Annotated in this window: 21 protein-coding genes and 2 riboswitches; of the genes, 5 read left to right on the forward strand and 16 right to left on the reverse strand. The window is 62.7% G+C overall.

The window, feature by feature from the left end; translation table 11 throughout:
• Window positions 1-57: 57 nt before the first annotated feature.
• From kdpB to V1293_RS16095, 3 genes are all read right to left on the reverse strand, one after another.
• Window positions 58-2,175 carry a potassium-transporting ATPase subunit KdpB gene (kdpB, locus tag V1293_RS16085; RefSeq protein ID WP_334510882.1) on the reverse strand — a complete coding sequence of 706 codons (2,118 nt, stop codon included), beginning with the start codon at window positions 2,173-2,175 and terminating at the stop codon, window positions 58-60.
• A 24-nt stretch (window positions 2,176-2,199) separates the two neighbouring features.
• Entirely contained in the window at window positions 2,200-3,903 is a 1,704-nt protein-coding gene (kdpA, locus tag V1293_RS16090) for a potassium-transporting ATPase subunit KdpA (RefSeq protein ID WP_334510883.1), read from the reverse strand.
• Between the two features lie 113 nt (window positions 3,904-4,016).
• Complete coding sequence (locus V1293_RS16095) at window positions 4,017-4,106, reverse strand: K(+)-transporting ATPase subunit F (RefSeq protein WP_016846764.1); 90 nt, start codon at window positions 4,104-4,106, stop codon at window positions 4,017-4,019.
• Window positions 4,107-4,517: 411 nt separating this feature from the next.
• Between V1293_RS16095 and V1293_RS16100 the strand changes: the two genes are divergently transcribed.
• Window positions 4,518-4,985, forward strand: coding sequence for a hypothetical protein (locus V1293_RS16100; protein ID WP_334510884.1), 468 nt, complete (start codon window positions 4,518-4,520; stop codon window positions 4,983-4,985).
• A gap of 149 nt (window positions 4,986-5,134) precedes the next feature.
• Window positions 5,135-6,304 (forward strand): LysM peptidoglycan-binding domain-containing protein, encoded by a 1,170-nt coding sequence (locus tag V1293_RS16105; protein WP_334510885.1) that lies wholly within the window; start codon window positions 5,135-5,137, stop codon window positions 6,302-6,304.
• Between the two features lie 55 nt (window positions 6,305-6,359).
• On the opposite strand, the gene fdhF is transcribed toward V1293_RS16105, so the two are convergent.
• The 7 genes from fdhF to crcB (V1293_RS16140) form a co-directional block, all read right to left on the reverse strand.
• Window positions 6,360-9,125 (reverse strand): formate dehydrogenase subunit alpha, encoded by a 2,766-nt coding sequence (fdhF, locus tag V1293_RS16110; RefSeq protein ID WP_334510886.1) that lies wholly within the window; start codon window positions 9,123-9,125, stop codon window positions 6,360-6,362.
• Window positions 9,122-10,840 (reverse strand): NADH-ubiquinone oxidoreductase-F iron-sulfur binding region domain-containing protein, encoded by a 1,719-nt coding sequence (locus V1293_RS16115; protein WP_334510887.1) that lies wholly within the window; start codon window positions 10,838-10,840, stop codon window positions 9,122-9,124. The genes fdhF and V1293_RS16115 overlap by 4 nt, the downstream gene beginning before the upstream one ends.
• Before the next feature lie 303 nt (window positions 10,841-11,143).
• Window positions 11,144-11,563, reverse strand: coding sequence for a universal stress protein (locus V1293_RS16120; protein ID WP_334510888.1), 420 nt, complete (start codon window positions 11,561-11,563; stop codon window positions 11,144-11,146).
• A 13-nt stretch (window positions 11,564-11,576) separates the two neighbouring features.
• Complete coding sequence (locus V1293_RS16125; protein WP_334510889.1) at window positions 11,577-12,800, reverse strand: cation:proton antiporter; 1,224 nt, start codon at window positions 12,798-12,800, stop codon at window positions 11,577-11,579.
• Window positions 12,801-12,911: 111 nt separating this feature from the next.
• Window positions 12,912-12,972: riboswitch (Fluoride riboswitch) on the reverse strand.
• A gap of 70 nt (window positions 12,973-13,042) precedes the next feature.
• Window positions 13,043-13,390, reverse strand: a complete 348-nt coding sequence (locus V1293_RS16130) for a DUF190 domain-containing protein (RefSeq protein WP_334510890.1) — start codon at window positions 13,388-13,390, stop codon at window positions 13,043-13,045.
• Window positions 13,391-13,392: 2 nt separating this feature from the next.
• Window positions 13,393-13,821 carry a fluoride efflux transporter CrcB gene (gene crcB / locus V1293_RS16135; RefSeq protein ID WP_334510891.1) on the reverse strand — a complete coding sequence of 143 codons (429 nt, stop codon included), beginning with the start codon at window positions 13,819-13,821 and terminating at the stop codon, window positions 13,393-13,395.
• 17 nt (window positions 13,822-13,838) lie between these two features.
• Window positions 13,839-14,237 (reverse strand): fluoride efflux transporter CrcB, encoded by a 399-nt coding sequence (gene crcB, locus V1293_RS16140; protein ID WP_334510892.1) that lies wholly within the window; start codon window positions 14,235-14,237, stop codon window positions 13,839-13,841.
• Window positions 14,238-14,495: 258 nt separating this feature from the next.
• Window positions 14,496-14,556: riboswitch (Fluoride riboswitch) on the reverse strand.
• An 80-nt stretch (window positions 14,557-14,636) separates the two neighbouring features.
• Here crcB (V1293_RS16140) and V1293_RS16145 point away from each other — a divergent pair.
• A complete protein-coding gene (locus V1293_RS16145) occupies window positions 14,637-15,074 on the forward strand; it encodes an EamA family transporter (protein WP_334510893.1) in 438 nt (145 codons plus the stop codon).
• 89 nt (window positions 15,075-15,163) lie between these two features.
• Here the strand turns inward: V1293_RS16145 and V1293_RS16150 are convergent, their stop codons facing one another.
• From V1293_RS16150 to mobB, 6 genes are all read right to left on the reverse strand, one after another.
• Window positions 15,164-16,819, reverse strand: coding sequence for an OFA family MFS transporter (locus V1293_RS16150; RefSeq protein WP_334510894.1), 1,656 nt, complete (start codon window positions 16,817-16,819; stop codon window positions 15,164-15,166).
• Window positions 16,820-17,220: 401 nt separating this feature from the next.
• Complete coding sequence (locus tag V1293_RS16155; protein WP_334510895.1) at window positions 17,221-19,224, reverse strand: sensor histidine kinase; 2,004 nt, start codon at window positions 19,222-19,224, stop codon at window positions 17,221-17,223.
• A 13-nt stretch (window positions 19,225-19,237) separates the two neighbouring features.
• The gene (locus V1293_RS16160) at window positions 19,238-20,671 is read right to left on the reverse strand and encodes a sigma-54-dependent transcriptional regulator (protein ID WP_334516738.1); all 1,434 of its coding nucleotides are present in this window, start codon (window positions 20,669-20,671) and stop codon (window positions 19,238-19,240) included.
• A 95-nt stretch (window positions 20,672-20,766) separates the two neighbouring features.
• Complete coding sequence (locus V1293_RS16165) at window positions 20,767-21,018, reverse strand: sulfurtransferase TusA family protein (protein WP_334516740.1); 252 nt, start codon at window positions 21,016-21,018, stop codon at window positions 20,767-20,769.
• Between the two features lie 41 nt (window positions 21,019-21,059).
• Entirely contained in the window at window positions 21,060-22,313 is a 1,254-nt protein-coding gene (locus tag V1293_RS16170) for a molybdopterin molybdotransferase MoeA (RefSeq protein WP_334510896.1), read from the reverse strand.
• An 8-nt stretch (window positions 22,314-22,321) separates the two neighbouring features.
• Window positions 22,322-22,849 (reverse strand): molybdopterin-guanine dinucleotide biosynthesis protein B, encoded by a 528-nt coding sequence (gene mobB, locus V1293_RS16175; RefSeq protein WP_334510897.1) that lies wholly within the window; start codon window positions 22,847-22,849, stop codon window positions 22,322-22,324.
• A 185-nt stretch (window positions 22,850-23,034) separates the two neighbouring features.
• On the opposite strand from mobB, the gene V1293_RS16180 reads away from it, so the two are divergent.
• Together V1293_RS16180 and mobA are read left to right on the forward strand one after the other, a co-directional pair.
• Window positions 23,035-23,925, forward strand: coding sequence for a formate dehydrogenase accessory sulfurtransferase FdhD (locus V1293_RS16180; RefSeq protein ID WP_334510898.1), 891 nt, complete (start codon window positions 23,035-23,037; stop codon window positions 23,923-23,925).
• Window positions 23,918-24,535 (forward strand): molybdenum cofactor guanylyltransferase MobA, encoded by a 618-nt coding sequence (gene mobA, locus V1293_RS16185; RefSeq protein ID WP_334510899.1) that lies wholly within the window; start codon window positions 23,918-23,920, stop codon window positions 24,533-24,535. The genes V1293_RS16180 and mobA overlap by 8 nt, the downstream gene beginning before the upstream one ends.
• The last annotated feature ends 152 nt before the right edge of the window (window positions 24,536-24,687 follow it).

Here is a 24,687-nt window from a genome sequence, read left to right on the forward strand (position 1 = left end):
CATTTTGTGTTTGCGGCGGTATGGATTGCTTCGCTGCGCTCGCAATGACGGTTGGGTTCAGGCCAGATGCAAGGCCGCAACGGCGAGATCGATGATCTTGATGCCGATGAAGGGAACGATGATGCCGCCGAGGCCGTAGATCAGCAGGTTACGGCGCAGAAGTGCCCCTGCCCCGACCGCGCGATAGGCCACTCCCTTCAGCGCCAGCGGGATCAGCGCGATGATGATAAGCGCGTTGAAAATGATCGCCGACAGGATGGCGCTCTGTGGGCTGGCGAGGTGCATGACGTTCAACACTTCGAGCTGCGGGTAGAACGCCAGGAACATCGCCGGGATGATGGCGAAATATTTCGCGACGTCGTTGGCGATCGAGAACGTCGTCAGCGCGCCACGCGTCATCAATAGCTGCTTGCCGATCTCGACCACCTCGATCAGCTTGGTCGGGTTGGAATCGAGATCGACCATGTTCCCGGCTTCTCGCGCGGCCTGCGTGCCGGTGTTCATGGCGACGCCGACGTCGGCCTGTGCGAGCGCCGGCGCGTCATTGGTGCCGTCGCCGCACATGGCGACCAATTTACCCTTGGCCTGCTCGTCGCGGATTAGCTTCAGCTTGTCCTCCGGCGTTGCCTGGGCGAGGAAGTCGTCGACGCCGGCTTCGGCGGCAATCGCCGCTGCCGTCATCGGGTTGTCGCCCGTGATCATCACGGTGCGGATGCCCATGCGGCGCAATTCGGCAAAGCGCTCGCGGATGCCGCCCTTGACGATGTCCTTCAGGTGCACGACGCCGAGCAATTTGCCGTCGCGCGCGACCGCGAGCGGCGTGCCGCCGGCTTTGGAGATATCGTCGGAAATCGCCTGGATCTCGCGCGCTGCCTCCGAGATGGCACCCGACTGCAGGGCGCGCGCTGCATTCCCAGAAGCGACCACACGCACCGCGCCGCCGCCATCGACGTAATTCAGAATGGCATCCACAGCGCCCTTGCGGACGGAGGATGTTCCGGCATCGATGCCGCTCATGCGCGTCTGCGCGGTGAAAGGAATAAAGGCGGCGTGAAGCTCCTTCATGTCGCGGCCACGGATGCCGTATTTCTCCTTCGCCAGCACGACGATCGAGCGGCCTTCCGGCGTTTCGTCGGCGAGCGAGGCGAGTTGTGCTGCGTCCGCCAGTTCCTGCTCGGTGACGCCACGCACGGGCCGGAATGCCGTCGCCTGCCGGTTACCGAGCGTGATGGTGCCGGTCTTGTCCAGCAAGAGCGTATCGACGTCGCCGGCAGCTTCCACCGCGCGGCCGGACATCGCGAGCACGTTGAAGCGCACCAGGCGGTCCATGCCGGCGATTCCGATCGCCGACAACAGCGCGCCGATCGTGGTCGGGATCAGCGTGACGAACAGCGCCACCAGCACCACGACCGAAATCGAGCCGCCGGCATAGGCCGCGTAGCTCGGGATCGTCACGGTGGCGAACACGAAGATGATGGTTAAGCCCGCCAGCAGGATATTGAGCGCGATCTCGTTCGGCGTCTTCTGCCGCTCGGCGCCCTCCACCAGCTTGATCATGCGGTCGATGAAGGTCGAGCCTTGCGCCGCCGTGATGCGAACGCGGATCCAGTCGGACAGCACCTGCGTGCCGCCGGTCACCGCCGAGCGGTCGCCGCCGGATTCGCGGATCACGGGCGCGGATTCGCCGGTGATGGCCGCCTCATTCACCGAGGCCACGCCTTCGATCACCTCGCCGTCGGAGGGGATGTTGTCACCGGCCTCGACCAGGACGATATCGCCGACCTTGAGGCTGGTGCCGGACACCAGACGATACGATTTATCGGCGCCTTCCAGCAGCTTCGCCTTGCTCTCGGTGCGGGTCTTCTTCAGCGACTCGGCCTGCGCCTTGCCGCGGCCTTCGGCGACGGCTTCGGCGAAATTGGCGAACAGCACCGTGAACCATAGCCACAGGATGATCTGGAAGGTGAAGGCGAGGCTCTCGCCGCCGATCACCAGGTTACGCAGGAAAATCACGGTGGTGAGGGCTGCGACGATCTCGACCACGAACATCACGGGATTTTTGATCATCAGCCGCGGATCTAGTTTCGCAAATGCCGCGCGGACCGCAGGCACCACGATCTTGGGATCGAGCATGGCCGACGCGTTCACTTTTTTCTGCAGTTTCATGGTTTCCATGGACGTAGACTCCAAAGGCGTCGCTCAGAACAGGGTGTTGGCATTCATGGCGAGGTGCTCGACGATCGGCCCGAGCGCCAGCGCTGGGAAGAACGTCAGCCCGCCGATGATCAGGATCACGCCGACGACGAGACCGACGAACAGGCCGCCGGTGGTCGGCAATGTGCCTGCCGACGGCGGCATCGACTTCTTGCCGGCGAGCGAGCCGGCCAGCGCCATCGCCGGCACGATCATGAAGAAGCGGCCGACGAACATCGAACTCGCGAGCGTCAGATTGTAGAAGAAGGTGTTGCCGGTCAGGCCGCCAAACGCCGAGCCGTTATTGCCGGTCGCCGAGGTGAAGGCATAGAGCACCTCCGTGAACCCGTGGGGGCCAGCATTAGCCATCGACGCCACCGCCGACGGCAGCACCACGGCGACCGCGGTCCAGCCGAGATACATCAGTGGCAGCACCAGGATCGCCAGCATCGCCATTTTGACCTCGCGCGCCTCGATCTTCTTGCCGACATATTCCGGCGTGCGGCCGACCATCAGTCCGGCGACGAAGATCGCCAGCACGACGAACAGCAGCATGCCGTAAAGCCCGGCGCCGACGCCGCCGACGATGATTTCGCCAAGCTGGATGTTGAGCAGCGGGATCATGCCGCCAAGCGCGGTGAATGAGTCATGCATGGCGTTGACCGCGCCGCACGAGGCCGCCGTGGTGATGACCGCAAAGAGCGAGGAGGCAACGATGCCGAACCGGACCTCCTTGCCTTCCATGTTGCCGCCGGTTAGCCCGAGCGCGGCGAGCGTCGAGGTGCCGTTGGCTTCGGCCCAATAGGTGACGGCAACGCCCGACAGGAACAGCACGCCCATCACGGCGAGGATCGCCCAGCCCTGTCGCTGGTTGGCGACCATACGGCCGAACACGTTGGTCAGCGCCGCGCCAAGCGCAAAGATCGAGATCATCTGCACGAAGTTCGACAGCGCGGTGGGGTTTTCGAAGGGATGCGCGGCGTTGGCATTGAAGAAGCCGCCGCCATTGGTGCCGAGCATCTTGATGGCGACCTGCGAGGCGACGGGGCCCACCGCGATGGTCTGCTTGGCGCCCTCCAGCGTCGTGGCCTCGACATAGGCGCCGAGCGTCTGCGGCATGCCCTGCCAGACCAGGAACAGCGTGTAGATGATGCAGATCGGCAGCAGCACATAGAGGGTGCAGCGCGTCACATCGACCCAGAAATTGCCGATGGTGCGCATTGAGGAGCGGGAGAAGCCGCGGATCAGGGCGACCGCGAGCGCAATGCCCGTCGCGGCCGAGAGGAAGTTCTGGTGCGTCAGGCCGACCATCTGCGTCAGATAGGACAGCGTGCTCTCGCCGCCGTAGTTCTGCCAGTTGGTGTTGGTGAGGAAGGAGATCGCCGTGTTGAACGAGAGATCAGGGGCGACGGCAGATTGCTCCGCCGGATTGAACGGCAACAGCGCCTGCAGCCGCATCAGGCCGTAGATGATGAGAAAGCCGCCGACATGGAACAGCAGCATGGCGACCGTATAGGTCAGCCAATGCTGCTCGCGCTTCTCGTCGACACCGCCGATCCAGTAAAGCCCGCGTTCGACCGGGCGCAGCACCGGGGACAGAAAGGTGGACTCGCCGTTGAAGACGCGGGTCATGTACCAGCCGAGCGGTTTGACGAGCGCGGCCACGATAGCGCAGTACAGAAGAATTTGAATCCAGCCGATGACGGTCATTGTCGGGAATCCTTCAGGATCTCTTTGCGGGCAGCAGCAGGTGAATGAGCGCAACCAGAAGCGCCGAGGTAACAAATGTCAGGACGACCTCGACCATCGTGATCATGGCGCGCTCAGAAGCGCTCGGGCCGCAGCAGCGCGTAGGTCAGGTAAAACAGCAGGCCGAGCGAGACGAGACCGGCAAGCGAGTAATCGAAGATCATGGCCTTGCTCCTCTAGAGCCGTTCGCAAGCATAGGCATAGCCGATGCCTGCCACGAAGAAGCCGAGCGCGAGCGCCAGCATGACGATGTCCAGCATGGGAATGTTCCTGTGCGACGTGATCCGCGAACCGAATGGACAGCTTTCGCGTCTTGCCGGACTGAGGTGCCACCGGGCGCATAGGTTTTCGAGACGGGAGAAGCGGCGACGTTATAGGAATCTCATAAAGACGCGCCCTCTCTTCCTTCCCATTGTGGGAGAGGTGGCGCGGACGCAGTCTGTGGGGAGAGGGAAAGAACGCCTCCTATGAAATCCCTATATCTCCGCCCCTTGCCTCCTCTCGTTTTCAAACGGCGTCTTCGCCACTTTGGATGCGCGGTTGCACTGACAGCCGCGCCAAAACGAGATGACACCATGCCGCTTCTTTCAGATCTTGAAACTCGCACTGAGCTCAGCGACCGGCTTCGCGACGCCTATGTCGTCACGACCGATTTCCTGTCAGACCTCATCAAGCAGACCTGCCGCCGCTTTCCGTCCAGCGGTCAAAGCAGCAAGACCGCCCGCATCGAACGGCTGATCCAGTCGCAGGCGTGGACCGATGCAGCACTTGCGCTGGTCGATTTCGAACTGCCGCAATGGCAGATCCGCCGTATCGCCTATGACGAAGGCGAATGGTACTGCGCGCTATCGCGCCAGCGCGAGTTGCCGGAATGGCTCGATCGATCGGTGGAAGCCCGCCACGCCGATCTGGCGCTGGCGATCCTGAGTGCGTTCGTCGAAGCCCGGCGTATCAGTGCGCCGTTGAACCGGACCAGCGTACCGACGGTGCCGCAGGACGCGAGGGCGCTGTACGAGCCGGTTTGCGGCGATAATTTCGCCTGACGCGCTTACCCGTCTCGGCTTCTGTCGCGTCGGCTGGTTTTTGGTTAACGAGCCACAGTCTGCTTTTTCCGACGCAAACGGATACCCTCCTTGCTCGAGACGGTATAGAATACAGGCCAGCCAACGATCCGGCAGACGGGACGGGTATCATGACTGCCACATCGGCAAGCCGAACGATCATTTTCTCCATTGCGCTTGTTGCGGTTTCTGGCGTTGCGCTTGCCTTCGCCATTTTGCACGCCCGCCGCGAACCACCGGCTGACGCCAGCGCGGCGGCGATCTCAAGGCCTGCCCCGGGCGCGCGGGAGCAGAGCCCGGCCCCGCTCGCAACGGCGAAAGCGGAAGCCAACGCCATTGCGGACGCGCTGTCCGGATCGCCTCCGCCGCCGGAGAACAGCGATGGCGTGCCGACGTTTGACGTTGCCCGGATCGAGCCGACAGGCGAGGCCGTGATCGCGGGTCGGGCAACGCCAGGCGCGTCGGTGGAGCTGCTGCGTAACGGTGAGGTGCACGATCGCGCGGTCGCGGATCAATCCGGACAGTTCGTCATCGTCCCGCCCCGGCTTCCATCAGGCACCTACGACCTGACGCTGCGCTCCAGGCAGCCGGACGGCAAGCAAATGACGTCCAAACAGAATGTGGCGGTGGCACTTGAGCCGAAAGCGACCGATCGGCCGGTCGTGGCGCTGATCACGCCGAACAAACCCACCGTCATGCTGTCGCAACCAGCGGCGGAAAAGCCGGCGGCCGGCGCAGTGGTTGTGGCGGCGGTCGAGATCGAGCCGGGCGGCAAGTTCCATGTGAGCGGCCAGGCGCGCCCCGGCGCGGCGTTGCGGCTTTATCTCAACGACAGCTTTATCACGTCGGTAACGGCCGCCGCTGATGGCCGTTTCGCGGTCACGATCAATGAAGGGGTCGCACCGGGCAGCTACCGTGTCAGGGTGGACGAGGCGTCGAGTTCCGGCTCGGTGCACGCGCGCGCCGAGGTGCCGTTCAACGTTCCCGACACGATGGTGACCGCATCCGTGCCGGCGCAGGCCACAGCCTCCAGGCGCTCGGAGTCAGCCGCTGCACAGCAGCCGCAGCTGGCGGCCGCAGGGGCAATCGTTCTGCCAGACCGAGGTTCTCCGTCATCCGCCGTGGTGGTGCCGAAAATCACGACCACCACCGTCTCCCGCGGCGATAGCCTCTGGCGTCTCAGCCAAGTCTCGTACGGCGCGGGCACGCGCTACGCCGTTATTTACAAGGCGAACCGGGGGCAGATCCGCAATCCCAACCTGATCTATCCCGGCCAGGTCTTTGTGCTTCCGGCGAAGTGAAGCGCGGCCATTTACGGTCGCGCCGTCACATCGCCGTTGAACGATCGTCGCTCATCTACTCCGCCGCCGACTGCAGCTCGACCTTTTCGGCGCGCACGGCGCAGAACTTGAATTCCGGGATCTTGCCGAACGGATCGAGCGCCGGGTTGGTCAACAGGTTGGCCGCCGCCTCCGCGTAGCAGAACGGCATGAACACCATGTTGTCAGGCACGTCACGGTCGGAGCGCACCTTGACCTCGACGGCGCCACGGCGCGTCTCCAGCCTGATGAAATCGCCGGGCCAGACGCTTAAGCGCCGCATATCCTTTGGCGACATGAACGCCACCGCCTCCGGCTCGATCTGGTCGAGCACACTGGAACGGCGAGTCATCGAACCGGTGTGCCAGTGTTCGAGCACACGGCCCGTGGACAGCACCATCGGGTATTCGGCATCGGGCAACTCGTCCGGTGCAACCACCTTGGCCGGCACGATCTTGCCGCGGCCGCTTTCGGTCGGGAAACCCGTGGTGAAGATGATTTCATTGCCGGGCTTGTCGGGAGCATCGACCGGATAGGTCACCGCGCCCTCGCGGACCAGCCGGTCCCAGGTGATGTTATTCAGCGACGGCATCACCTGCGTCATTTCGGTGAAGACATCGGCCGGGCCATCATAGTTCCACGGCAGGCCCATGCGCTTGCCGATCTCCTGGATGATCCAGAGATCCTGCCGCGCATCGCCGGGCGGCTTGATGACTTCGCGCGCGAGCTGCACGCGGCGGTCGGTGTTGGTGAAGGTGCCGCTCTTCTCGGCAAAGGCCGAGGCCGGCAGGATCACGTCGGCGTGGAACGCGGTTTCGGTGACGAAGAGATCCTGCACGACCAGGTGGTCGAGCATCGCCAAAGCTCCGCGTGCGTGCTGCAGATCGGGATCCGACATCGCGGGGTTTTCGCCCTCGATATACATGCCGGTGATTTCACCGGCATGGATCGCGTTCATGATCTCGACCACGGTCAAGCCGCGCACGGGATCGAGGTCCTGGTGCCAAAGCTTTTCAAAGGGCTCGCGCAGATCGGTGCGGCCGACCGGCTGGTAGTCCGGCAGGAACATCGGGATCAGGCCGGCGTCGGACGCGCCTTGCACGTTGTTTTGGCCGCGCAGCGGATGCAGGCCGGTTCCGGGACGGCCGACCTGGCCCGTCGTCAGCGCCAGCGCGATCAGGCAGCGCGCGTTGTCGGTACCGTGAATGTGCTGGCTGATGCCCATGCCCCAGAAGATGATCGAGGCCTGCGAGCGGGCATAGACCCGTGCGACTTCCTTGAGCGTCTCCGCCGGAATGCCGCAGATTGCTTCCATCTTCTCCGGCGGGAAGTCCTTGATGCGCTCGGCGAGCTCGTCAAAGCCTTCCGTGTAGCCCGCGATGTATTGCTGGTCGGTCAGCCCTTCGGTGATGATGGTGTGCAGCATCGCGTTCAGCATCGCGACGTCGCTGCCGGGCTTGAACGCAAGATGCCGCCAGGCGTGACGCGACAGCGCCTGCCGGCGCGGATCCATCACGATCAGCTTGGCACCGCGCTTGGCCGCGTTCTTGAGATAGGTCGCCGCGACCGGATGGTTCACGGTCGGATTAGCGCCGATCACGATGATGACCTCGGCGTCCATGGCAGCCGCAAACGGCGCCGACACCGCGCCCGAGTTCAACCCTTCCATCAGCGCGGCCACCGACGAGGCGTGGCACAGCCGCGTGCAATGGTCGACATTGTTGGAGCCGAAGCCGGTGCGCACCAACTTCTGGAATAGATATGCCTCCTCGTTCGAGCCTTTGGCGGAGCCGAAACCGGCCAGCGCCTTGACGCCCTTCTCGTCGCGGATTTTGACGAGGCCCTTGGCCGCGATATCCAGCGCCTCTTCCCAGGACGCTTCGCGGAAATGCGTGAAGGGATTGGCCGGGTCGACCTGGTCGTTGGCGTCCTTCTTCGCATTCGGCAGCCGCACCAGCGGCTTTGTCAGGCGATGCGGGTGATGGATGTAGTCGAAGCCGAAACGGCCCTTGACGCAGAGACGGTTGTGGTTGGCCGGGCCGTCGCGGCCCTCGGCGTAGATGACCTTCTCGTCCTTGACCTGATAGGTGACCTGACAGCCGACGCCGCAGAACGGGCAGAGCGAATCCACTTTCTTGTCGGCATAGGTCACGCGGGTCTGGTTCTCGTCCAGCATCACCGAGGGCATCAGGGCGCCGGTCGGGCAGGCCTGCACGCATTCACCGCAGGCGACGCAGGTGGATTCACCCATCGGATCGTCGAAGTCGAACACGATCTTGGCGCCGGCATTGCGATAGGCCATGCCGATGACGTCGTTGACCTGCACTTCGCGGCAGGCGCGCACGCACAGGCCGCACTGGATGCAGGCGTCGAGATTGACGCTCATCGCGGGATGGCTGGTATCGCCCTGCCAGCGCTCGGCGGCCGGGAAACGGCTCTCGGTCACCTCGACCTTCTCGGCCCAGTGCCAGAATTTCGAATCGGGATCGTGCGAGGTCTCGCGCGCCGGCTGGTCGGCGACCAGCAATTCCATCACCATCTTCTGTGCGGCAACCGCGCGCGCGCTCTCGGTCTTCACCTTCATGCCGACGCTCGGCGTGCGCTTGCAGGAGGCGGCCAGCACGCGCTCGCCCTCGATCTCGACCATGCAGGCGCGGCAATTTCCGTCGGGCCGGTAGTCCGGCTCCGGCGAGTAGCAGAGATGCGGGATTTCCTTCTGATGGCGTTTTGCCACCTGCCAGATGGTCTCGCCCGCATTGGCCTCGACCTGTTGGCCGTCAAGTTCGAACTTGATCTTGGTCATTCCGCGGCCTCTTTCGGCACGAATTCTTCCGGAAAATATTTAATCACTGACGTCAGCGGATTCGAGGCGGCTTGTCCAAGCCCGCAGATCGAGGCATCGCGCATCGCCTGGCTCAACTGGTCGAGCAGCTCGCGGTCCCAGACCGGCTTTTCCATCAGGATCGCCGCCTTCTGGGTGCCGACCCGGCACGGCGTGCACTGGCCACAGCTTTCATCTTCGAAGAATTTCATCAGGTTCAGCGCCGCGCCCTTCACGCTGTCCTGCTCGGACAGGATGACGACGGCGGCGGAGCCAATGAAGCAGCCGTATTTTTCCAGCGTGCCGAAATCGAGCGGGATGTTGTCCATCGAGGCCGGCAGGATGCCGCCCGACGCGCCGCCTGGAAGGTAAGCGTGGAAGGTGTGCCCGTCAGCCATGCCGCCGCAGAACTCGTCGATCAGTTCGCGCACGGTGACGCCTGATGGCGCCAGCTTCATGCCGGGATTTTTGACACGGCCCGAGACCGAATAGCTGCGCAGGCCGTGGCGGTCGTTGCGGCCAAAACTCTTCCACCAGTCGGCGCCCTTCTCGACGATGTCGCGCACCCACCACAGCGTCTCGATATTGTTGATCAGGGTGGGCAGGCCGAACAGGCCGACCTGGAACGGATAAGGCGGCTTGTGCCTGGGCAGGCCGCGCTTGCCCTCGATGCTCTCGAGCAGCGAAGATTCCTCGCCGCAGATATAAGCACCGGCGCCGCGGCGCATATGCAACACGGGACCATCAGGCGGCAGTTTTGCAATCTCGCGTTCGAGGATTTCGCGCGAGGCCGGATATTCATCGCGCAGGTAGATGTAGACGTCAGTGGCCTCGACCACATGCGCGCCGATCAGCATGCCCTCGAGGAAGCGATGCGGATCGGTTTCGAGGTAGAAGCGATCCTTGAAGGTGCCAGGCTCGCCCTCGTCGCCGTTGACCGCCATCAGCCGCGGGCCGGGCTCGCCCAGCACCGCGCGCCATTTGCGTCCCGTCGGGAAGCCGGCGCCACCGAGCCCGCGCAGCGAGGCGTCGTCGAGCGACTTCAGCAAATCATCTTTCGTCATGGCGCCGGAGCGCAGGCGGTTCAGCAACGCATAGCCGCCGCCGGCAACGTAGGCGTCGTAATCGACATATTTGGGCAGATGCGCGTGGGTCTCGCCGGCCTTGGCGGCGGCGAGCACATTCGTCACCGTGGCATGATCGACGAAGTGATGGCCGACCTCGGCGGCAGGCGCGGTGTCGCAGCGGCCGACGCAGGGCGCGCGCACCACGCGAATGCCGGGGCCCGCCTTGTCCTGCAATTCATGCAGCAGCTTTTCCGCACCCATCATGGCGCAGGTGAGCGAATCGCAGACCCGAATGGTCAGCGGCGCAATATCCGGCTCGCCTTCCTTCACCACGTCGAAATGCGCGTAGAAGGTCGCGGTCTCGAACACTTCCGCAAATGACAGCTTCATCTCGTCGGCGAGCGCCGCCAGATGCGCTGCCGAGATCTGGTGATATTTGTCCTGGATCAGGTGCAGATGCTCGATCAGGAGGTCGCGGCGCCGCGGCCGGTCGCCGAGCAACAGCTCGATCTCGTGGGCGGCGGTGGGGTCGACCTGGCGGCCCTTGGGGGTCGCCTTGGCCCGTTTCCGTCCCGCGCCCGGATGTTCGAACGAGCGGACTTTTTGTAGGTCGTGTACGTCGTGATCCATCGAAATGGTCTCGTTCCTGGCAGTCTGCCGGCCAACTCTAGTGCGTGGCATGCCAGATGCCAAGAGTTTTATCAGATATTTAAGGCAACACAGGCCGCGAGCTTTCGATCCTGTCAGCGCCCGGAGCAACTGCGTTTGGTGCGCTTTGCCTGATCGCTGGATCAGAACGCGAATTTGGTCCGGAGATCAATAAAGCCGTCTCATGCTGCGATTGCGAATGCAGATCGATTGACGATTTCGATTGACCGATAAGGAATAGGAATGATGGAAAGTCCTCTTTCATCTTCATCCCGTTCGATCCGCTCACTTGACGACCAGCACCGGACAGGCCGCGAGCTGAACGATGCGGTCGGCGCGGCTGCCGACCATGCGCTCGTATAACGCCGAATGCCCGGTCGCACCAATGACGAGCAGATCGGCGCGAATTTCGTCCACGAGGTCCACAATCATGCGAACGGGATGACCGCTGATGACGTGGACCTGCATCTTGACCCTGCTCTGTTCAGCCTGAAGGCGGGCCCGTTCGACGATCGGATGGAAGCGGCGCGCGGCAATTCCCTTGGCTTCCCGTATTTCCTCTATGTACTCCGGCATCGGCGGAATCTCTTCCACGCAAACCAGATGAAGCGTCGCCGCGTTCTGCCGGGCCACCGCGATTGCCAAATCCAGCGCCTTGAACGCGGGCTTCGATCCATCATTGGCGTGCAGGATGATCTTGAACATCGCAAGTCTCCGGCTATTCGGCTTGCTCCGATGCAGCAAGAGCACCGGGGCGCTCCGAAGTTTCCATGGATACCTCCTGCAAACGCGTCGTGGGCAATAGATGCCGCGGCAGATACAGCGCATTGGCGATTACGGTCGGAATAACGGCGCTCGCGATCACCGTCGCAACCAGCGAAGAATATTGGGCTTGGTCGATAATCCCGTGCGAAAGGCCGAACAACGCGGAAATGGTTCCGAACGTCAGTCCGGTGGACATCAGGAGGGTCGTATACATCGCTTCCTTGTTCGGAGCAGAGAACAGCTTGGTTACCGGATACACACCGACGACTTTCGTTCCGATCTTGACCGCCAGAAAGAACAGGAATGCCGCGGGCGCAGCCACCAGCGCCGGTATCGAAACGAACGAGCCGGCGCGAATGAAATAGAACGGCGTCAGTAATCCGAACGTCAGGGTACGCAGGCGTCGGATGAGCGCGTGATCCTTTCCGACCGTTCCCGCAAGCACCATGCCTATGAGATAGGCCGGAAGCACCGCTTCACTGTCGGCCCAGCTTGCAAGCGCTCCCATTCCCAACAGACACAACAGCAGGAATTTGGTTTCGAGTTCAGAGGGGCGGTTTCCATACAACTTGAAAAAGCGCGGCGTCAGCCAGGGCAGAATGAAAAACACGACTGCGCCGACGACAAGAAACACCAGGGTCTTGAAGGTGAACGGCGCAAAGATGAGTCCGAGCGCCACGACAGTCCCGAGGTCGGTGACGAAACATGCGGCGAGAACCGTCTTTCCATACTCGGTTCTGTTGAAGCCGAATTCGAGCATCACCGCGTAAACGACCGCCACCGAGGTCGTCGACATAGCCACGCCCGCGAGCCAGCTCGGCATCGGCTCCCAGCCGAGCACGTAATATGCAGCTGCGGCGCACCCCAGAAACGGAAACAGGAAGCTCGCGAGACCGACGGCCGCGGCCTCCTTCCACTTCAGCTTGAACACGGCGGGATCGAGCTCCGCGCCTGCAAGAAACGTCAGCACGATTGCGCCAATTCCCGACAGGAACTTGATCCACGATTCGTCGGTGCCGAGCACGGCCTGGCCGATGACTGCGCCGATGATGAGTTGTGCGATCGTGCCGACCACGATCTCTGAAAGGGCCGTCGATACCCGAAACCAGATCGACAACAGGCTCGCGATCAACGCGAGGCCAAGCCATAAAGCCGCCAGGGCCCAGACGCTTGTCATGCTACGACCCTCCGGATCGGGAGGGACTTCGTCCGTATTTTCCTGCTGAGCGGGGCCCAGAAAAGGACCGGCAAGCGATGATCGCACATGGCATTCTCCTGCTCACGCAAACGCGTTGCAGGAGTCATCAGCCACAATGGCGGTTTTGGGGGACTCCATCCCCGTGATCGGTGGGCAATCCTACTCCAACGGCAACCGATGACAACCCCAAATGGTTCCAACCGGAACCTGACTGCAAGCGATCAGGTCGCAGCCCTCGCTCCATATTGAAGAACCTGCACCTTTTCCAGAGTTATCAGGCCACTGCCGCTCGCCATCATGTTATCCAGCGTCGGCAAGAAGCCATTGATCTTGTCCTCGCTGTCGACAATCTCGATCACCAGGGGCAGGTCTTCTGAAAGACGCAATATCTTCGTCGTGTGAAGCCGGCTGGATGCGCCGAAACCCATCGGACCGCGCAGAACGGTCGCGCCGGCCAGGTGCAACTCGCGCGCCTTCAGAACGATCGCCTCGTACAGCGGCGATCCGCCGAATTTGTCGTCTTCGCCAATGAAAATACGGAGCAGTAACGCTTGTTTGGGGATTTGCATTGTTAACTCCCTTTCAAACGGTTGAGGCGGCTTGCCAACGCATACCCCAGCCACACGGCCACGAGCCAGGTCACGATTGACACCGAGATATTTGTGAACGCGGGCTGCACCATGCCGGCTTGCAGTAGCTTGAACGTTTCCAGGCTGAAGGTTGAGAACGTCGTATAGCCCCCACAAAACCCGGTCATGACGAACTGTCGCTGCCTGGTGCTTGCAAACAATCGTCCGTCAGGACCGCTCAGCGTGCTGTAAAATCCGATAATGAACGAGCCGGTGACATTGACGAAAAGAGTAGCCCAGGGAAATCCCGGGCCGGACTGAATGATGATCGAGAGAAGATAGCGTGCAACGCCGCCTACTACGCTCCCGGTCGCGATGTATCCGTACAGAATCGCGCTGGTCCAGTTGCTGGTCGCCGTGGCATCGGTCATTGTTTTCTGTTTCCGCTTCATTTCAACAGATCGACCAGGGCAAAGCCCACCGCAACGGCGCCGAGTGAGAGCCCTACGGAAATCGCGACGTAGCCGATGGCGCGGCCGCCCTCTCCGTCTCTCGCCAGCGCCAGCGTCTGCAAGCTGAACGACGACACCGTTGTGTAACAGCCCAGAAATCCGGTCACGGCAAACAGCCACGGATCCGGCGAGGCGAGCAGCGACGCGTTGTCCCGGGCCAAAGCCGCAAACACACCTATCAGGAAAGCCCCGCTGATGTTGACCACGAGCGTGCCCCAAGGGAACGTCTCGCCGACACGTCTGGCCACGACTCCGGATAGGAAGTAGCGTGCCATACCTCCCAGCGCACTGCCCAGGACAACCGAAATCAATGCGCTCACCATCGGCGGGGACATCCAGGCCGCTTCGGCTCGAACTGAACAGGCATGCGTATCACTCCAGATTGATACCTCCCACAATCATATGCGCCCTGGCAATTCCGAGGCCACGCCTTTGGGCCCGCAGAGCACAAACGATTAGCTCGCGCGCGTGGCCGGAAAGACCTCGCAGCGTGTCATAAGAATGCTTCATGCTGCCGCTCTTTCGAGCAACGCAAGTCGCCAAACCAGTTGCTTACGGTGCAGGAGTTCAGACATGCTCCTACCGACGCAAAGCGCCTGGCAGGAGTCATCAGCCTCACGGCAGTTGTCGGGGGACCCCATCCCCATCCAAGGAGAGGTTAGTAAAGGCGGCGCAATGGCGCAACATCTTTTCGTCAAGGACCCGGCCAAGGCTAAACAACGCGAGGACCATCAATGAAATCTGCACTTGTCTCCTGGCAGGTCTGGGCCGCTCTGTCCGCCTGTTTTGCAGCACTTACTGCCATCTTCGCAAAAGTCGGCGTCGAAAACGTGAATTCTGATTTCGCCACGTTCATCAGAACCATTGTGATCCTGTTCGCGCTTGGCGCAATCCTCGCCAGCACCGGCCAATGGCAGTCGCTCAGCACCGTCTCGGTGCGAAGCTACGCGTTTCTGGTTCTCTCCGGTCTCGCAACGGGTGACTCCTGGGTCTGTTATTTTCGTGCGCTGAAATTGGGCGATGCTGCGCGCGTCGCTCCGATAGACAAGATGAGCGTCGTGCTGGTTGCTGTCTTCGGAGTGCTGTTCCTGGGGGAACGCCTGTCGGCACCCAACTGGCTTGGGGTAACGCTGATTGCGGCCGGCGCCGTTCTGGTTGCCTACAAATCATAGCAGGATCGGTTCGTGCGGTATCATCGCAAGCCCGACGGATAAAAAGTGCGTCGCGGGACGGCCTGTCCGACCCGCGACGCGCTGAACGATCAGAGGATCTTGACCGCGCTTTCCAGCGTCTTCCACACGCCCCAGGCCAGCGGAATGCCGACGAAGGCCCAGAACAGCGCGGCCTTGGCGTCGAGCCCGCCGAAGCCGATGCCGTAGGAGCCCGACGGACCAGATGCCCCCGCGCTCGCCGTTGCCGCCTGCGACTCGGCGACCTCGGCATCGCTCATGTGCCATTTTTTGTCGACCGGCTTGATCAGGTAGTTGCAGATCAGGCCCGCGATCAGCATCGCGCACAGGATATACATCGTGGTGTTGTAGAGCTGGTCGCGCGGAACGCCGGCCGCAAGCTGGAACTCGCGGATGTAGTTCACCACCACGGGACCAATGATGCCCGCCGTCGCCCACGCTGTCAGCAGACGGCCATGGATGGCGCCGACGAACTGCGTTCCGAACATATCGGCGAGGTAGGCCGGCACGGTCGCGAAGCCGCCGCCATACATCGACAGGATGATGCCGAAGCCGAGCACGAACAAAAGCTTCGAGCCCATCGCCGCAAATGTCGGCGCCAGCGCATAGAGCGCGATGCCAAGGATGAAGAACGTATAATAGGTGTTCTTGCGGCCCATCTTGTCCGACAGCGACGCCCAGAAGAACCGGCCGCCGATGTTGAACAGCGAGAGCAAACCGGCGAAGCCGGCTGCGATGCCGGCGATGGTCGCCTTCTGCGTCGCGTCAAGCTGGTTGAAGCCGACGTCGGGCAATCCGATCAGCTTGCCGGCGAAGATTTCCTGCAGCATCGGCGAAGCCATGCCGATCACGCCGATGCCCGCGGAAACGTTCAGGCAGAGCACCCACCAGATCAGCCAGAACTGCGGCGTCTTGTGCGCATCCTTCAGATGAACGTGGTTCTGCGAGATCATCGCATCGGCTTTGGCCGGCGGCGTCCAGCCCTCGGGCCGCCAGCCCGCCGGCGGAATGCGATAACGGAAGGCGCCGATCATCATGAACACGAAGTAGATGACGCCCATCGCGATGAAGGTTTCCCAGGCGCCCACCGAAGTCGGCGACTTGAAATAATTCATCAGGAGATTCGCCAGCGGCGCGCCGATCATGGCGCCGCCGCCGAAGCCCATGATGGCCATGCCAGTCGCCATGCCGCGCCGGTCCGGAAACCATTTCAACAGCGTCGACACCGGCGATATGTAACCGAGACCGAGGCCGATGCCGCCGATCACGCCGCTTCCGAGCCACAACAGCCACAATTGGTGGGTGATGATGCCGATCGCACCGAGCACGAGACCGCCGCACCAGCACAGCGCTGACACGAAGCCCGCCTTGCGCGGCCCGACGCGCTCCAGCCAGCCGCCCCAGATCGCGGCGGAAACACCGAGCAGCACGAAAAACAGCGTGTACATCCAGCCCATGCTGGCGACTTTCCAGTCGCAGGTGGTGGTGAACAATTCCTGCACCAGCGTCATGTCGGGGCAGGCCTTCGGCGCGCTCAACCCGAGCGCGCGCGACAGCGGCAGCCAGAACACGCTGAAGCCATAGGCCATGCCTATGCATAAATGGATGCAAAGCGCCGCCGGCGGCACCAGCCAGCGGTTGAAGCCGGCGGTCGCAATCGTCCGCTCTTTGTCAAGGAATCCCGTTCCTGCACCGGGGATGCTCCCGGCGCTACTGATTGTCGTCATCGCTATTTTCCCCTGCAGCCCAAGCTTGAACTGGGCGTCTTGCCGTCTTTGATCCCGTCGTCTTCATGCAGTGGAACAGCCCCATCCGCTGTTCCATGCAGTTCCGGAACGCGCGGGGATCGCCACGCGCATTCGAGAATCCACCCTGATATTTTGATTATGCTCGCAGCCATGCCGACCAATTGAGGTGAGATTTTGCCGGCATGCGAAGCGGCCGACAGCTCAACTCGACTGTGCACCGCTGGTCGTCGCTCCCCTTCCTTTCAACTTGTTGAAAAAGAGTGAGCAATCCATGTGCCAAATCGCACGATGCAAGAAATCAATGACTTGTGAGTGACCGCACTGCAATCCGAGACAAAATGTCCGGAGCGTCCCGGACAAAATGTCCAATCCGTCGGGGATCAGTCGGCTTCCGGAAGCCACACGCGGAATGTGCTTCCACGGCCGACCTCGCTTTCTACCGTAATCTGGCCACGCTGGCGCTTGATCAATGTCTGACTTATGGAAAGACCAAGGCCGGTACCCTCACGGCGCTTCGTCGTGAAGAAGGGATCGAACACTTTCTCCACCATGTCCGCAGGCATGCCAACGCCGCTGTCGGCCACTTCGATGACGATACCAGGATTGCCGTCTCGCTCGGCGTCGAATGACCGCAGCGCAAGCGTACCGCCGTCCGGCATGGCGTGGATCGCGTTGACGATCAGGTTGATCACGACCTGCTGCAGTTCGGTGCGGTTCATCAGGACCAGGCGGCTCGCCCGGTCTTCGCGCGCAACCCTGATTTCCGTCTTGTTCAGGAGATGCTGTACCAACGGCAGGCAGTCCGCCACGACGCTTCCGGGCGCATGACGCTCGACATAGCCGGCATACTCTTCCGGCCGGGCAAACTGCAGCAGCTTGGTCACGATCTGGCTGATGCGATGGATCTGTTCGTCGACCAGGCGGAACTCGACCTTTGCCTTTTCGACCTCAGGGCCGACCACGCTGCGGATGACGTCGAGATTGCCCTGCATCACGGCGATCGGGTTGTTGATCTCGTGGGCGACGCCGGCGGTGATCTCGCCGATTGCGGCGAGCTTTTCGGACACGATGAGCTGCTTGGTGGTCGCTTCCAGCTTCAGATTGGCGTGCTCGAGATCTCGCGTTCGCTCGCGTACGCGGACATTCAATTCCTCGTTCCACTCCCGCAACTGCCGGTCGCGTTCCTGAATCTGGTCGAGCAGGGTATCGAGGTGAACCGCGACGCGGCCGATCTCGTCGGCCGACGCCGGCAGCTTGGTGCGGGCGGAAAGGTTGCCGCTCTCCACTTCGCCGATCGTCGCCGCGACCCGTTCGAGCGGCATGAATATCGACTGCGCCCAGCGCAGGAAGATCGGCACAGTTGCCGCCGTGATCACGATGAATGCCAGCGCGACGATCAGCAGCGTCTCATACTTGGCGTCGCTGAAGGGCTTTTGCAGAAAGCCGACATAGAGCATGCCGACACGCTTGCCATAGGTGTCGACGAGCGGCTCGTAGGCCGAGATGTACCAGTCGTTGACGACGAAGGCGCTGTCCAACCAGGTGCGCCCCTCGCCCATCACCGCAGAGCGGACCGCCGCCGACACCCGCGTACCCAGCGCGCGCCGTCCCTCGAACAGGCGGACATTGGTCGAGATCCGCACATCGTCCAGGAACAGCGTCGCCGTTCCCTGGCTCCCCTCGGGCAGGCTGGCCTCGCGATAGACGAGGTCGTTGATCGTATCGATGAATTCGAGATTCTGGTTCAGCACAATGCCGCCGACCAACGCAGCCGGCGCTCCCCCTGATGTCGTCGCCCGGCTCGCCGCATGCACGACCATGCCATGCGTTTCCGCGCTGCGATCGGTCGGTACGGCGTTCGGCGTCGGCACGAGGTCGAGACGCGCACGTTCGGCAAGAACAGGCGAAATCGCCGCAAGCTCGTCATTGGTGAAGATGTCGATGCCGGCTGACGGGGCCTCCCCCGACAACGCCGAGGTGATGATCGGCCAGTCGCCCTTGGGCCGGCCCGGAAACGCGGGTGACGAGGCGAGGATCTTTCCGCTCGCATCCATCAGGTAGAGAAAGTCGAGACCGACCTCCTTGCGGGAGGTTTCGAGCAGGTCGGCCACGGCGGACAGCGGATCGTGCTCCTCGACATCACGGAAGCGGGCGGAGAGGCTGAGCGCGCGGATCTGAACGCCGGTTTTTTCCAGAATGCGGGCCAGATATTGGTGCGCGATGGTGAGATCGCCATTCACCTTCGAAATCAGGGTGGCGTCGAACCTCGCATTCCAGCGATAGATGGCAACCCCGAGCAAAAGCGGCAAGATGACCAGCATGGGCAGCAGCGCGATCGCCAGAAGCCGGAAACGAACGGAGCGCCCGCGCGCCGGCTCGTTCATGCTGCCTGCCCGCTCAGACATTCCATAGCGCGAATTTGCGGTCGATGGTCTTGCGCGAGATTCCAAGCCTGCGCGCGGCTTCCTCGCGGTTGCCGCCGGTCTCTTTCAGGACGGAAAGAATGTGCCGGCGCTCCAGATAGGCCAGGCTGTCGGCGGCGGCCGGCTGGCCATCGCTTCGCGGCCCGGCGAAATCGTCCGGGAACGCGCCGAGGATCAAGGTGCGTTCGATCAAATTGCGCAGCTCGCGCACATTGCCCGGCCAGTCGTAACTCGCCAACGCGGCGCGGACCGAGCCGTCGATCGGAACCGGCGGCATGCCGAGTTGCGCCGAGAGCTTGCTCATGAAGATGGTGGCGAGCTCCTGCACGTCGTCGCCGCGATCCTTCAACAGCGGCAGATGAATCTGCATGACATTCAGGCGGTAGTAGAGGTCGGCCCGAAAGCGCCCCTTCTCCACTTCCTTTTGCAGGTCGGCATTGGTCGCAAAGATGAAGCGAAGGTCGACCGGCACTTCACGCTCGGAGCCGACGGGACGGACGCGGCGGTCCTCCAGAACGCGCAGCAGCTTGCTCTGCATTGGCAGCGGCAGCTCACCGATTTCATCGAGGAACAGCGTGCCGCCATGCGCGTAGAGGAACAGGCCTTCGCGGCCATTGTCTGCGCCGGTGAAGGCTCCCTTGATGTGGCCGAACAGCTCGGCCTCGATCATCTCGGGCGGAATCGCTGCGCAGTTCACCGGCACGAACGGCTTGTCGGCGCGGTCGGACAGCGAATGAATCGAGCGCGCGGCGACTTCCTTGCCGGTGCCGGATTCGCCGGTCAGCAGGATCGAGGTCGGCAGGCGGGCGACGCGGGCAATGGTTTCCCGCACGCTGCGGGTCGCCGGCGACGCCCCGATCAGATTGTCGCGCAGGAACGTGCGATCGGATGAAGCACGCAGCGCATAGCGCAGAACGTAATTCTCGCGCTGCAGCCGAACGCGGTCGAGACAGCGCGCCACCGCGTTCAATATCTGGTTCGAGCGGAACGGTTTCAGCACGAAATCGACCGCGCCGGCGCGAAGCGCCTGGATCGCGGTGTCGAGGTCGGCGAAAGCCGTAATCAGGATCGCATCGGCAAAGAAGCCGACGGCACGCTGCTCCGCCAGCCAGTCGACGCCGTTCTTTCCCGGCATGATGTTATCGAGGATGACGACGTCGAACCTGCTCTTGTCGAGCTTGCGTGAGGCTTCGTCGGTGTCGGCGGCCTCTTCCACATGCTTGCAGCGCGGCCCCAGCGTGCGCACGAGGAAATTGCGCATTCCGGGCTCGTCGTCGACGATCAGGATCGAGGCCTGTGCCAGCGCGCTGAACTCGGGGCCGCCGGCCGGCTTGCCGAGTTTTGCCGCCGGCTCGTTAACCGTCGCGGGAGATGCCGCTGCGCTCGTCTTCGATGTCGGGAAATTCATGCCGGAATTTGTAGGGCCGATCATCGCACCCGGCAATCATGCGATTTGATGAAGTCGTCTAATTGACGCGCGCGAGTTGCGCCCGCCGAGGCCGCTCAGGCACTTGTGCCTTCCACGGAACCGCTTGTTTTTTCTATCAAAAAAACAATACGGCCCTGGCTGCGCTCGGTGATTTCGACCTTGTCGCCGGTCTCGCGAATGAGGTTCGGAATATCGATCACCGAGAGCGGATCGGTACACAGCACTTCCAGCCTGTCGCCGGGCGGCAACGTCTTCAGCGCCTTGCGCGTCTTCAACGCCGGCAACGGACATTTCAGCCCGGCAAGATCGAGTTTTGTCGTCATCATGCGCCGACCATGGCGAAGGGAGCCCGCATCGTCAACGGACATCAATTGATAAGGCTCGCATAGGACAGGAATCCGACCGCCTGGCCGGGCGCGACCTGCGTGACGTCTTCATCAAGCTCGACCAGGCCGTGGGTGTCCGCCAGCGAGGACAGAAGCCCTGCGCCTTCGCGCGGAAATTTTACCGCTTCGAGCGCGCCATCCGCGGCCTTGCGCAGGGTGACGCGGACATATTCGCGGCGCGAAATCTTCTTCTTGTAACTGAAGGCGGCGCGAACCGGCATCGGCAGCAGCTTCTCCGGCTGCGCACCGGAAAGCGCCAGGATCGTGGGGCGTACCACGTGAACGAAGGTGACAAAACTCGCCACCGGATTGCCCGGCAATCCGATGAACGGGGTGCCGCCGATGATCCCCATCGCGACGGGCCGTCCCGGCTTGATCGCCATCCGCCACAGCACCAGCCGGCCGACGCTTTCGACGCTCGCCTTGACGTGATCCTCTTCGCCGGTCGAAACGCCACCGGTGGTGAGAATGAGGTCGTGCGTTCCGGCGACCTCCTGCAGGGCGCGCGCAAGCGCGGCGCGATCATCCCTGAGGATGCCGAGATCGCTGACCTCGCAGCCGAGCCGGCGCAGCATCGCCATCAGCATGAAGCGGTTGGAATCGAACAATTGCGCTGCGGCGCGCACTTCACCCGGCGAAGCCAGTTCGTTGCCGGTGGAGAACACCGCGACGCGAATCCGCCTGACGACGTCTAGCTGCGTCAGGCCAAACGCCGCGACAAGCGCGACATCCTGCGGCCGCAGCCGCTGGCCCGCCTGCAGCGCAGCAAAGTCCGCAGGGATATCCTCGCCAGCGGGGCGCACGTTGGCGCCGGGCTTCAGGCCCGCGGGAAGAATAACGCTATCGCCCTCAACGCGGACGTCTTCCTGCATGAACACGGTGTCGGCGCCATCGGGCATTGGCGCACCCGTGAAGATGCGCATCGCCCGTCCCGGCCTGAGCGGCTGTGCCGAACTGCCGGCCTGAACGCGACCCGTCACCGCAAATGCCTGCTCCTGCTTTTGCGGCAGGTCGCGGCTCGACACCGCATAACCATCGACCGCGGAATTGGTGAAGGGCGGCAGCGGCAGCGGCGCCAGGATTTCCTTCGCGAGAATGCGGCCGTCGGCGCGGGCGAGCGTGACCGTCTCGACATCGAGCACCGGCGTCACGCGTTCGGCGATGAGCCGCACGGCCTCATCGACCGACATCATCGGCCCGCCGAAGGCAAAGCAATCGTCGGACAATTGCGCCATCTACCTGATCAGCCCTCAGCTTCACATTTCGCCAGCACGTCTTCGATCGGTAACGCCGACCGCAGCATCATGGCCGCCACGGCCTCGATATCGTCGAGATGGGCAGTGGGAAGCGTAGTTTCAACCTTAGTGTCGGTCGCAATGCCGACGATGCCGGGATCGTCGGGGAACAGCAGCGGTTTTTCATTCGCGGCGCGATAGACCTCGATCTTGCGGTGCGGCTCGCGCTTGAAACCCTCGACGACGACGAGATCGACCTGCGACATCTTTGCCAGCAGTTCCGGCAACCGCGGCTCATGCGCTCCGCGCAGCTCGTGCATCAGGGCCCAGCGCCGGCCGGAAGACACCAGCACCTCGGCCGCGCCGGCCTCACGATGTTTCCAGGAATCCTTGCCGGGCACGTCGACATCGAAGGCATGATGGGCGTGCTTGATGACGGAGACGCGCAGGCCCTGTTTTTGCAATTGCGGGATCACCCGCGTCAGCAAGGTCGTCTTGCCGGCGCCGCTCCATCCCGCGAGGCCTATCACTTTCATTATGTTCTCCGGCGGCGGCAGCGTTAGCATCGCCCGGGCTTGTCCCGGGCATCCACGCCTTGAGGCTGTCGCCGAAAGAAAGACGTGGATGGCCGGGGCAAGCCCGGCCATGACGGGTAGACCGTGACTTGTTAACTCCGGTCCTTATATCAGCCCAGAGACAAAGTCATGCTAACCTGCGCCCTATGATGAAGATGGAAAAAGCCCCCGCCCCCCTGATCGTGCCGAATCCGGAGGATCCGCGGCTGACCGAGCGGGTCGCCGGGACCGACCAGACCGGCGCGGCCGTCGAAATCCGGGTGCCGGTGGAACGGCCGCTGACGCTGTATCTGAACGCCCAGGAGATCGTCACCATGATGACGATCGGCGACTATCCGGAATATCTGGCGCTCGGCTATCTCCTGAACCAGAACATGCTGAAATACGACGACGTCGTCACCGAGGTCGAATATCACGACGACCTTCAGGTGGTCGTGGTGCGCACCGAGCACCACACCAATTTTGAGGCCAAACTGAAGAAGCGCACGCAGACTTCCGGCTGCGCGCAGGGCACGGCGTTCGGTGATCTGCTTGAAGCGGTCGAAAGCGTCGCGCTGCCGAAGGCGGAGTTGCGCACGTCGTGGCTCTACGAGATGACGCGTACGATCAACACCATGCCCTCGCTCTATCTGGAAGCCGGGGCGATCCATGGCTGCGTGCTGTGCAAGGAAGGCACGCCGGTGTGCTACACCGAGGATGTCGGCCGCCACAACGCCGTCGACAAGATCGCCGGCTGGATTTATCGCCACGGCGTCGATCCCGGCGACAAGATCCTCTACACCACCGGCCGCCTCACCTCGGAGATGGTGATCAAGACGGTGCGGATGGGAATTCCCATTCTGGTCTCGCGCTCGGGCTTCACCGCATGGGGTGTCGAACTGGCGCGTCAGGTCGGGCTGACGCTGGTCGGGCGCACAAGGGGAAAACGTTTCATCGCGCTATCGGGACAGGAGCGGATCGTGTTCGACCAGGACCTCGACTATGTCGCGGAAGAATCCGCTCGGCACAAGCGCAAGGGTGAAGAACGCGATGACTAAGATTCCGGGCGTGCTGCTCGCCGGCGGCCTCGCGCGCAGAATGGGCGGAGGCGACAAGCCGATGCGCACCATCGCCGGCCGCACCATTCTCGACCGCGTGATCGCGCGCCTTGCGCTGCAATGTGACGGCTTGATCCTTAACGCCAACGGCGATCCTGCGCGCTTTGCCGCGTTCGGGCTGCCCGTCATCCCCGACGGCGTCGCGGATTTTCCAGGCCCGCTCGCTGGTATCCTCGCGGCGCTCGACTGGGCTGCGGCCAATCGGCCAGATGTAAAACTCGTTCTCAGTGCCGCCGCCGACTGTCCGTTCCTGCCGCGCGATCTGGTGTCGCGGCTGTACGGCGCGCTGGAAGCAGAGAAGGCCGAACTGGCCGTTGCCACCTCCGACGGGCAGTCGCATCCGGTGATCGGGCTTTGGAGCGTCGGCTTGCGCGAACAACTGCGCCACGCGCTTGTCGTCGAAGACGTCAGGAAGATCGACCGCTGGACCGCGCGCTTCCGGCTCGCCACTGTGACATGGCCGATCACACCGCTCGATCCGTTCTTCAACGCCAACACCATGGACGACATCGCCGAAGCGGAACGGCTGGCGGCGCTGGATGGCGGGTGATCGTGCCCCGGATGCTGCGCAGCACGAAGTGATGCGCTGCTGATCCGGGGCCCATACTCCGCAGCTAAGAATGGGTCCCGGCTCTGCGGAGCAGCGTGAAGAACGCTGCACCGCGTCCGGGACACGCGAGACCAGACTTCATCAGCGCGCGC

This window comes from Bradyrhizobium sp. AZCC 1693, from assembly GCF_036924745.1.
GTDB lineage: Bacteria > Pseudomonadota > Alphaproteobacteria > Rhizobiales > Xanthobacteraceae > Bradyrhizobium.

What these genes read in the sequence shown, in the direction of transcription:
- V1293_RS16120 (WP_334510888.1), bottom strand. Translation starts at nt 11,563, where the DNA reads ATGTTCAAGATCATCCTGCACGCCAATGATGGATCGAAGCCCGCGTTC.
- V1293_RS16170 (WP_334510896.1), bottom strand. Translation starts at nt 22,313, where the DNA reads ATGGCGCAATTGTCCGACGATTGCTTTGCCTTCGGCGGGCCGATGATG.
- V1293_RS16145 (WP_334510893.1), top strand. Translation starts at nt 14,637, where the DNA reads ATGAAATCTGCACTTGTCTCCTGGCAGGTCTGGGCCGCTCTGTCCGCC.
- V1293_RS16165 (WP_334516740.1), bottom strand. Translation starts at nt 21,018, where the DNA reads ATGATGACGACAAAACTCGATCTTGCCGGGCTGAAATGTCCGTTGCCG.
- V1293_RS16160 (WP_334516738.1), bottom strand. Translation starts at nt 20,671, where the DNA reads ATGAATTTCCCGACATCGAAGACGAGCGCAGCGGCATCTCCCGCGACG.
- fdhF (WP_334510886.1), bottom strand. Translation starts at nt 9,125, where the DNA reads ATGACCAAGATCAAGTTCGAACTTGACGGCCAACAGGTCGAGGCCAAT.
- mobA (WP_334510899.1), top strand. Translation starts at nt 23,918, where the DNA reads ATGACTAAGATTCCGGGCGTGCTGCTCGCCGGCGGCCTCGCGCGCAGA.
- V1293_RS16095 (WP_016846764.1), bottom strand. Translation starts at nt 4,106, where the DNA reads ATGATCTTCGATTACTCGCTTGCCGGTCTCGTCTCGCTCGGCCTGCTG.
- V1293_RS16125 (WP_334510889.1), bottom strand. Translation starts at nt 12,800, where the DNA reads ATGACAAGCGTCTGGGCCCTGGCGGCTTTATGGCTTGGCCTCGCGTTG.
- V1293_RS16130 (WP_334510890.1), bottom strand. Translation starts at nt 13,390, where the DNA reads ATGCAAATCCCCAAACAAGCGTTACTGCTCCGTATTTTCATTGGCGAA.
- mobB (WP_334510897.1), bottom strand. Translation starts at nt 22,849, where the DNA reads ATGAAAGTGATAGGCCTCGCGGGATGGAGCGGCGCCGGCAAGACGACC.
- V1293_RS16180 (WP_334510898.1), top strand. Translation starts at nt 23,035, where the DNA reads ATGATGAAGATGGAAAAAGCCCCCGCCCCCCTGATCGTGCCGAATCCG.
- kdpA (WP_334510883.1), bottom strand. Translation starts at nt 3,903, where the DNA reads ATGACCGTCATCGGCTGGATTCAAATTCTTCTGTACTGCGCTATCGTG.
- V1293_RS16115 (WP_334510887.1), bottom strand. Translation starts at nt 10,840, where the DNA reads ATGGATCACGACGTACACGACCTACAAAAAGTCCGCTCGTTCGAACAT.
- crcB (WP_334510891.1), bottom strand. Translation starts at nt 13,821, where the DNA reads ATGACCGATGCCACGGCGACCAGCAACTGGACCAGCGCGATTCTGTAC.
- crcB (WP_334510892.1), bottom strand. Translation starts at nt 14,237, where the DNA reads ATGTCCCCGCCGATGGTGAGCGCATTGATTTCGGTTGTCCTGGGCAGT.
- V1293_RS16105 (WP_334510885.1), top strand. Translation starts at nt 5,135, where the DNA reads ATGACTGCCACATCGGCAAGCCGAACGATCATTTTCTCCATTGCGCTT.
- V1293_RS16150 (WP_334510894.1), bottom strand. Translation starts at nt 16,819, where the DNA reads ATGACGACAATCAGTAGCGCCGGGAGCATCCCCGGTGCAGGAACGGGA.
- V1293_RS16155 (WP_334510895.1), bottom strand. Translation starts at nt 19,224, where the DNA reads ATGAACGAGCCGGCGCGCGGGCGCTCCGTTCGTTTCCGGCTTCTGGCG.
- V1293_RS16100 (WP_334510884.1), top strand. Translation starts at nt 4,518, where the DNA reads ATGCCGCTTCTTTCAGATCTTGAAACTCGCACTGAGCTCAGCGACCGG.
- kdpB (WP_334510882.1), bottom strand. Translation starts at nt 2,175, where the DNA reads ATGGAAACCATGAAACTGCAGAAAAAAGTGAACGCGTCGGCCATGCTC.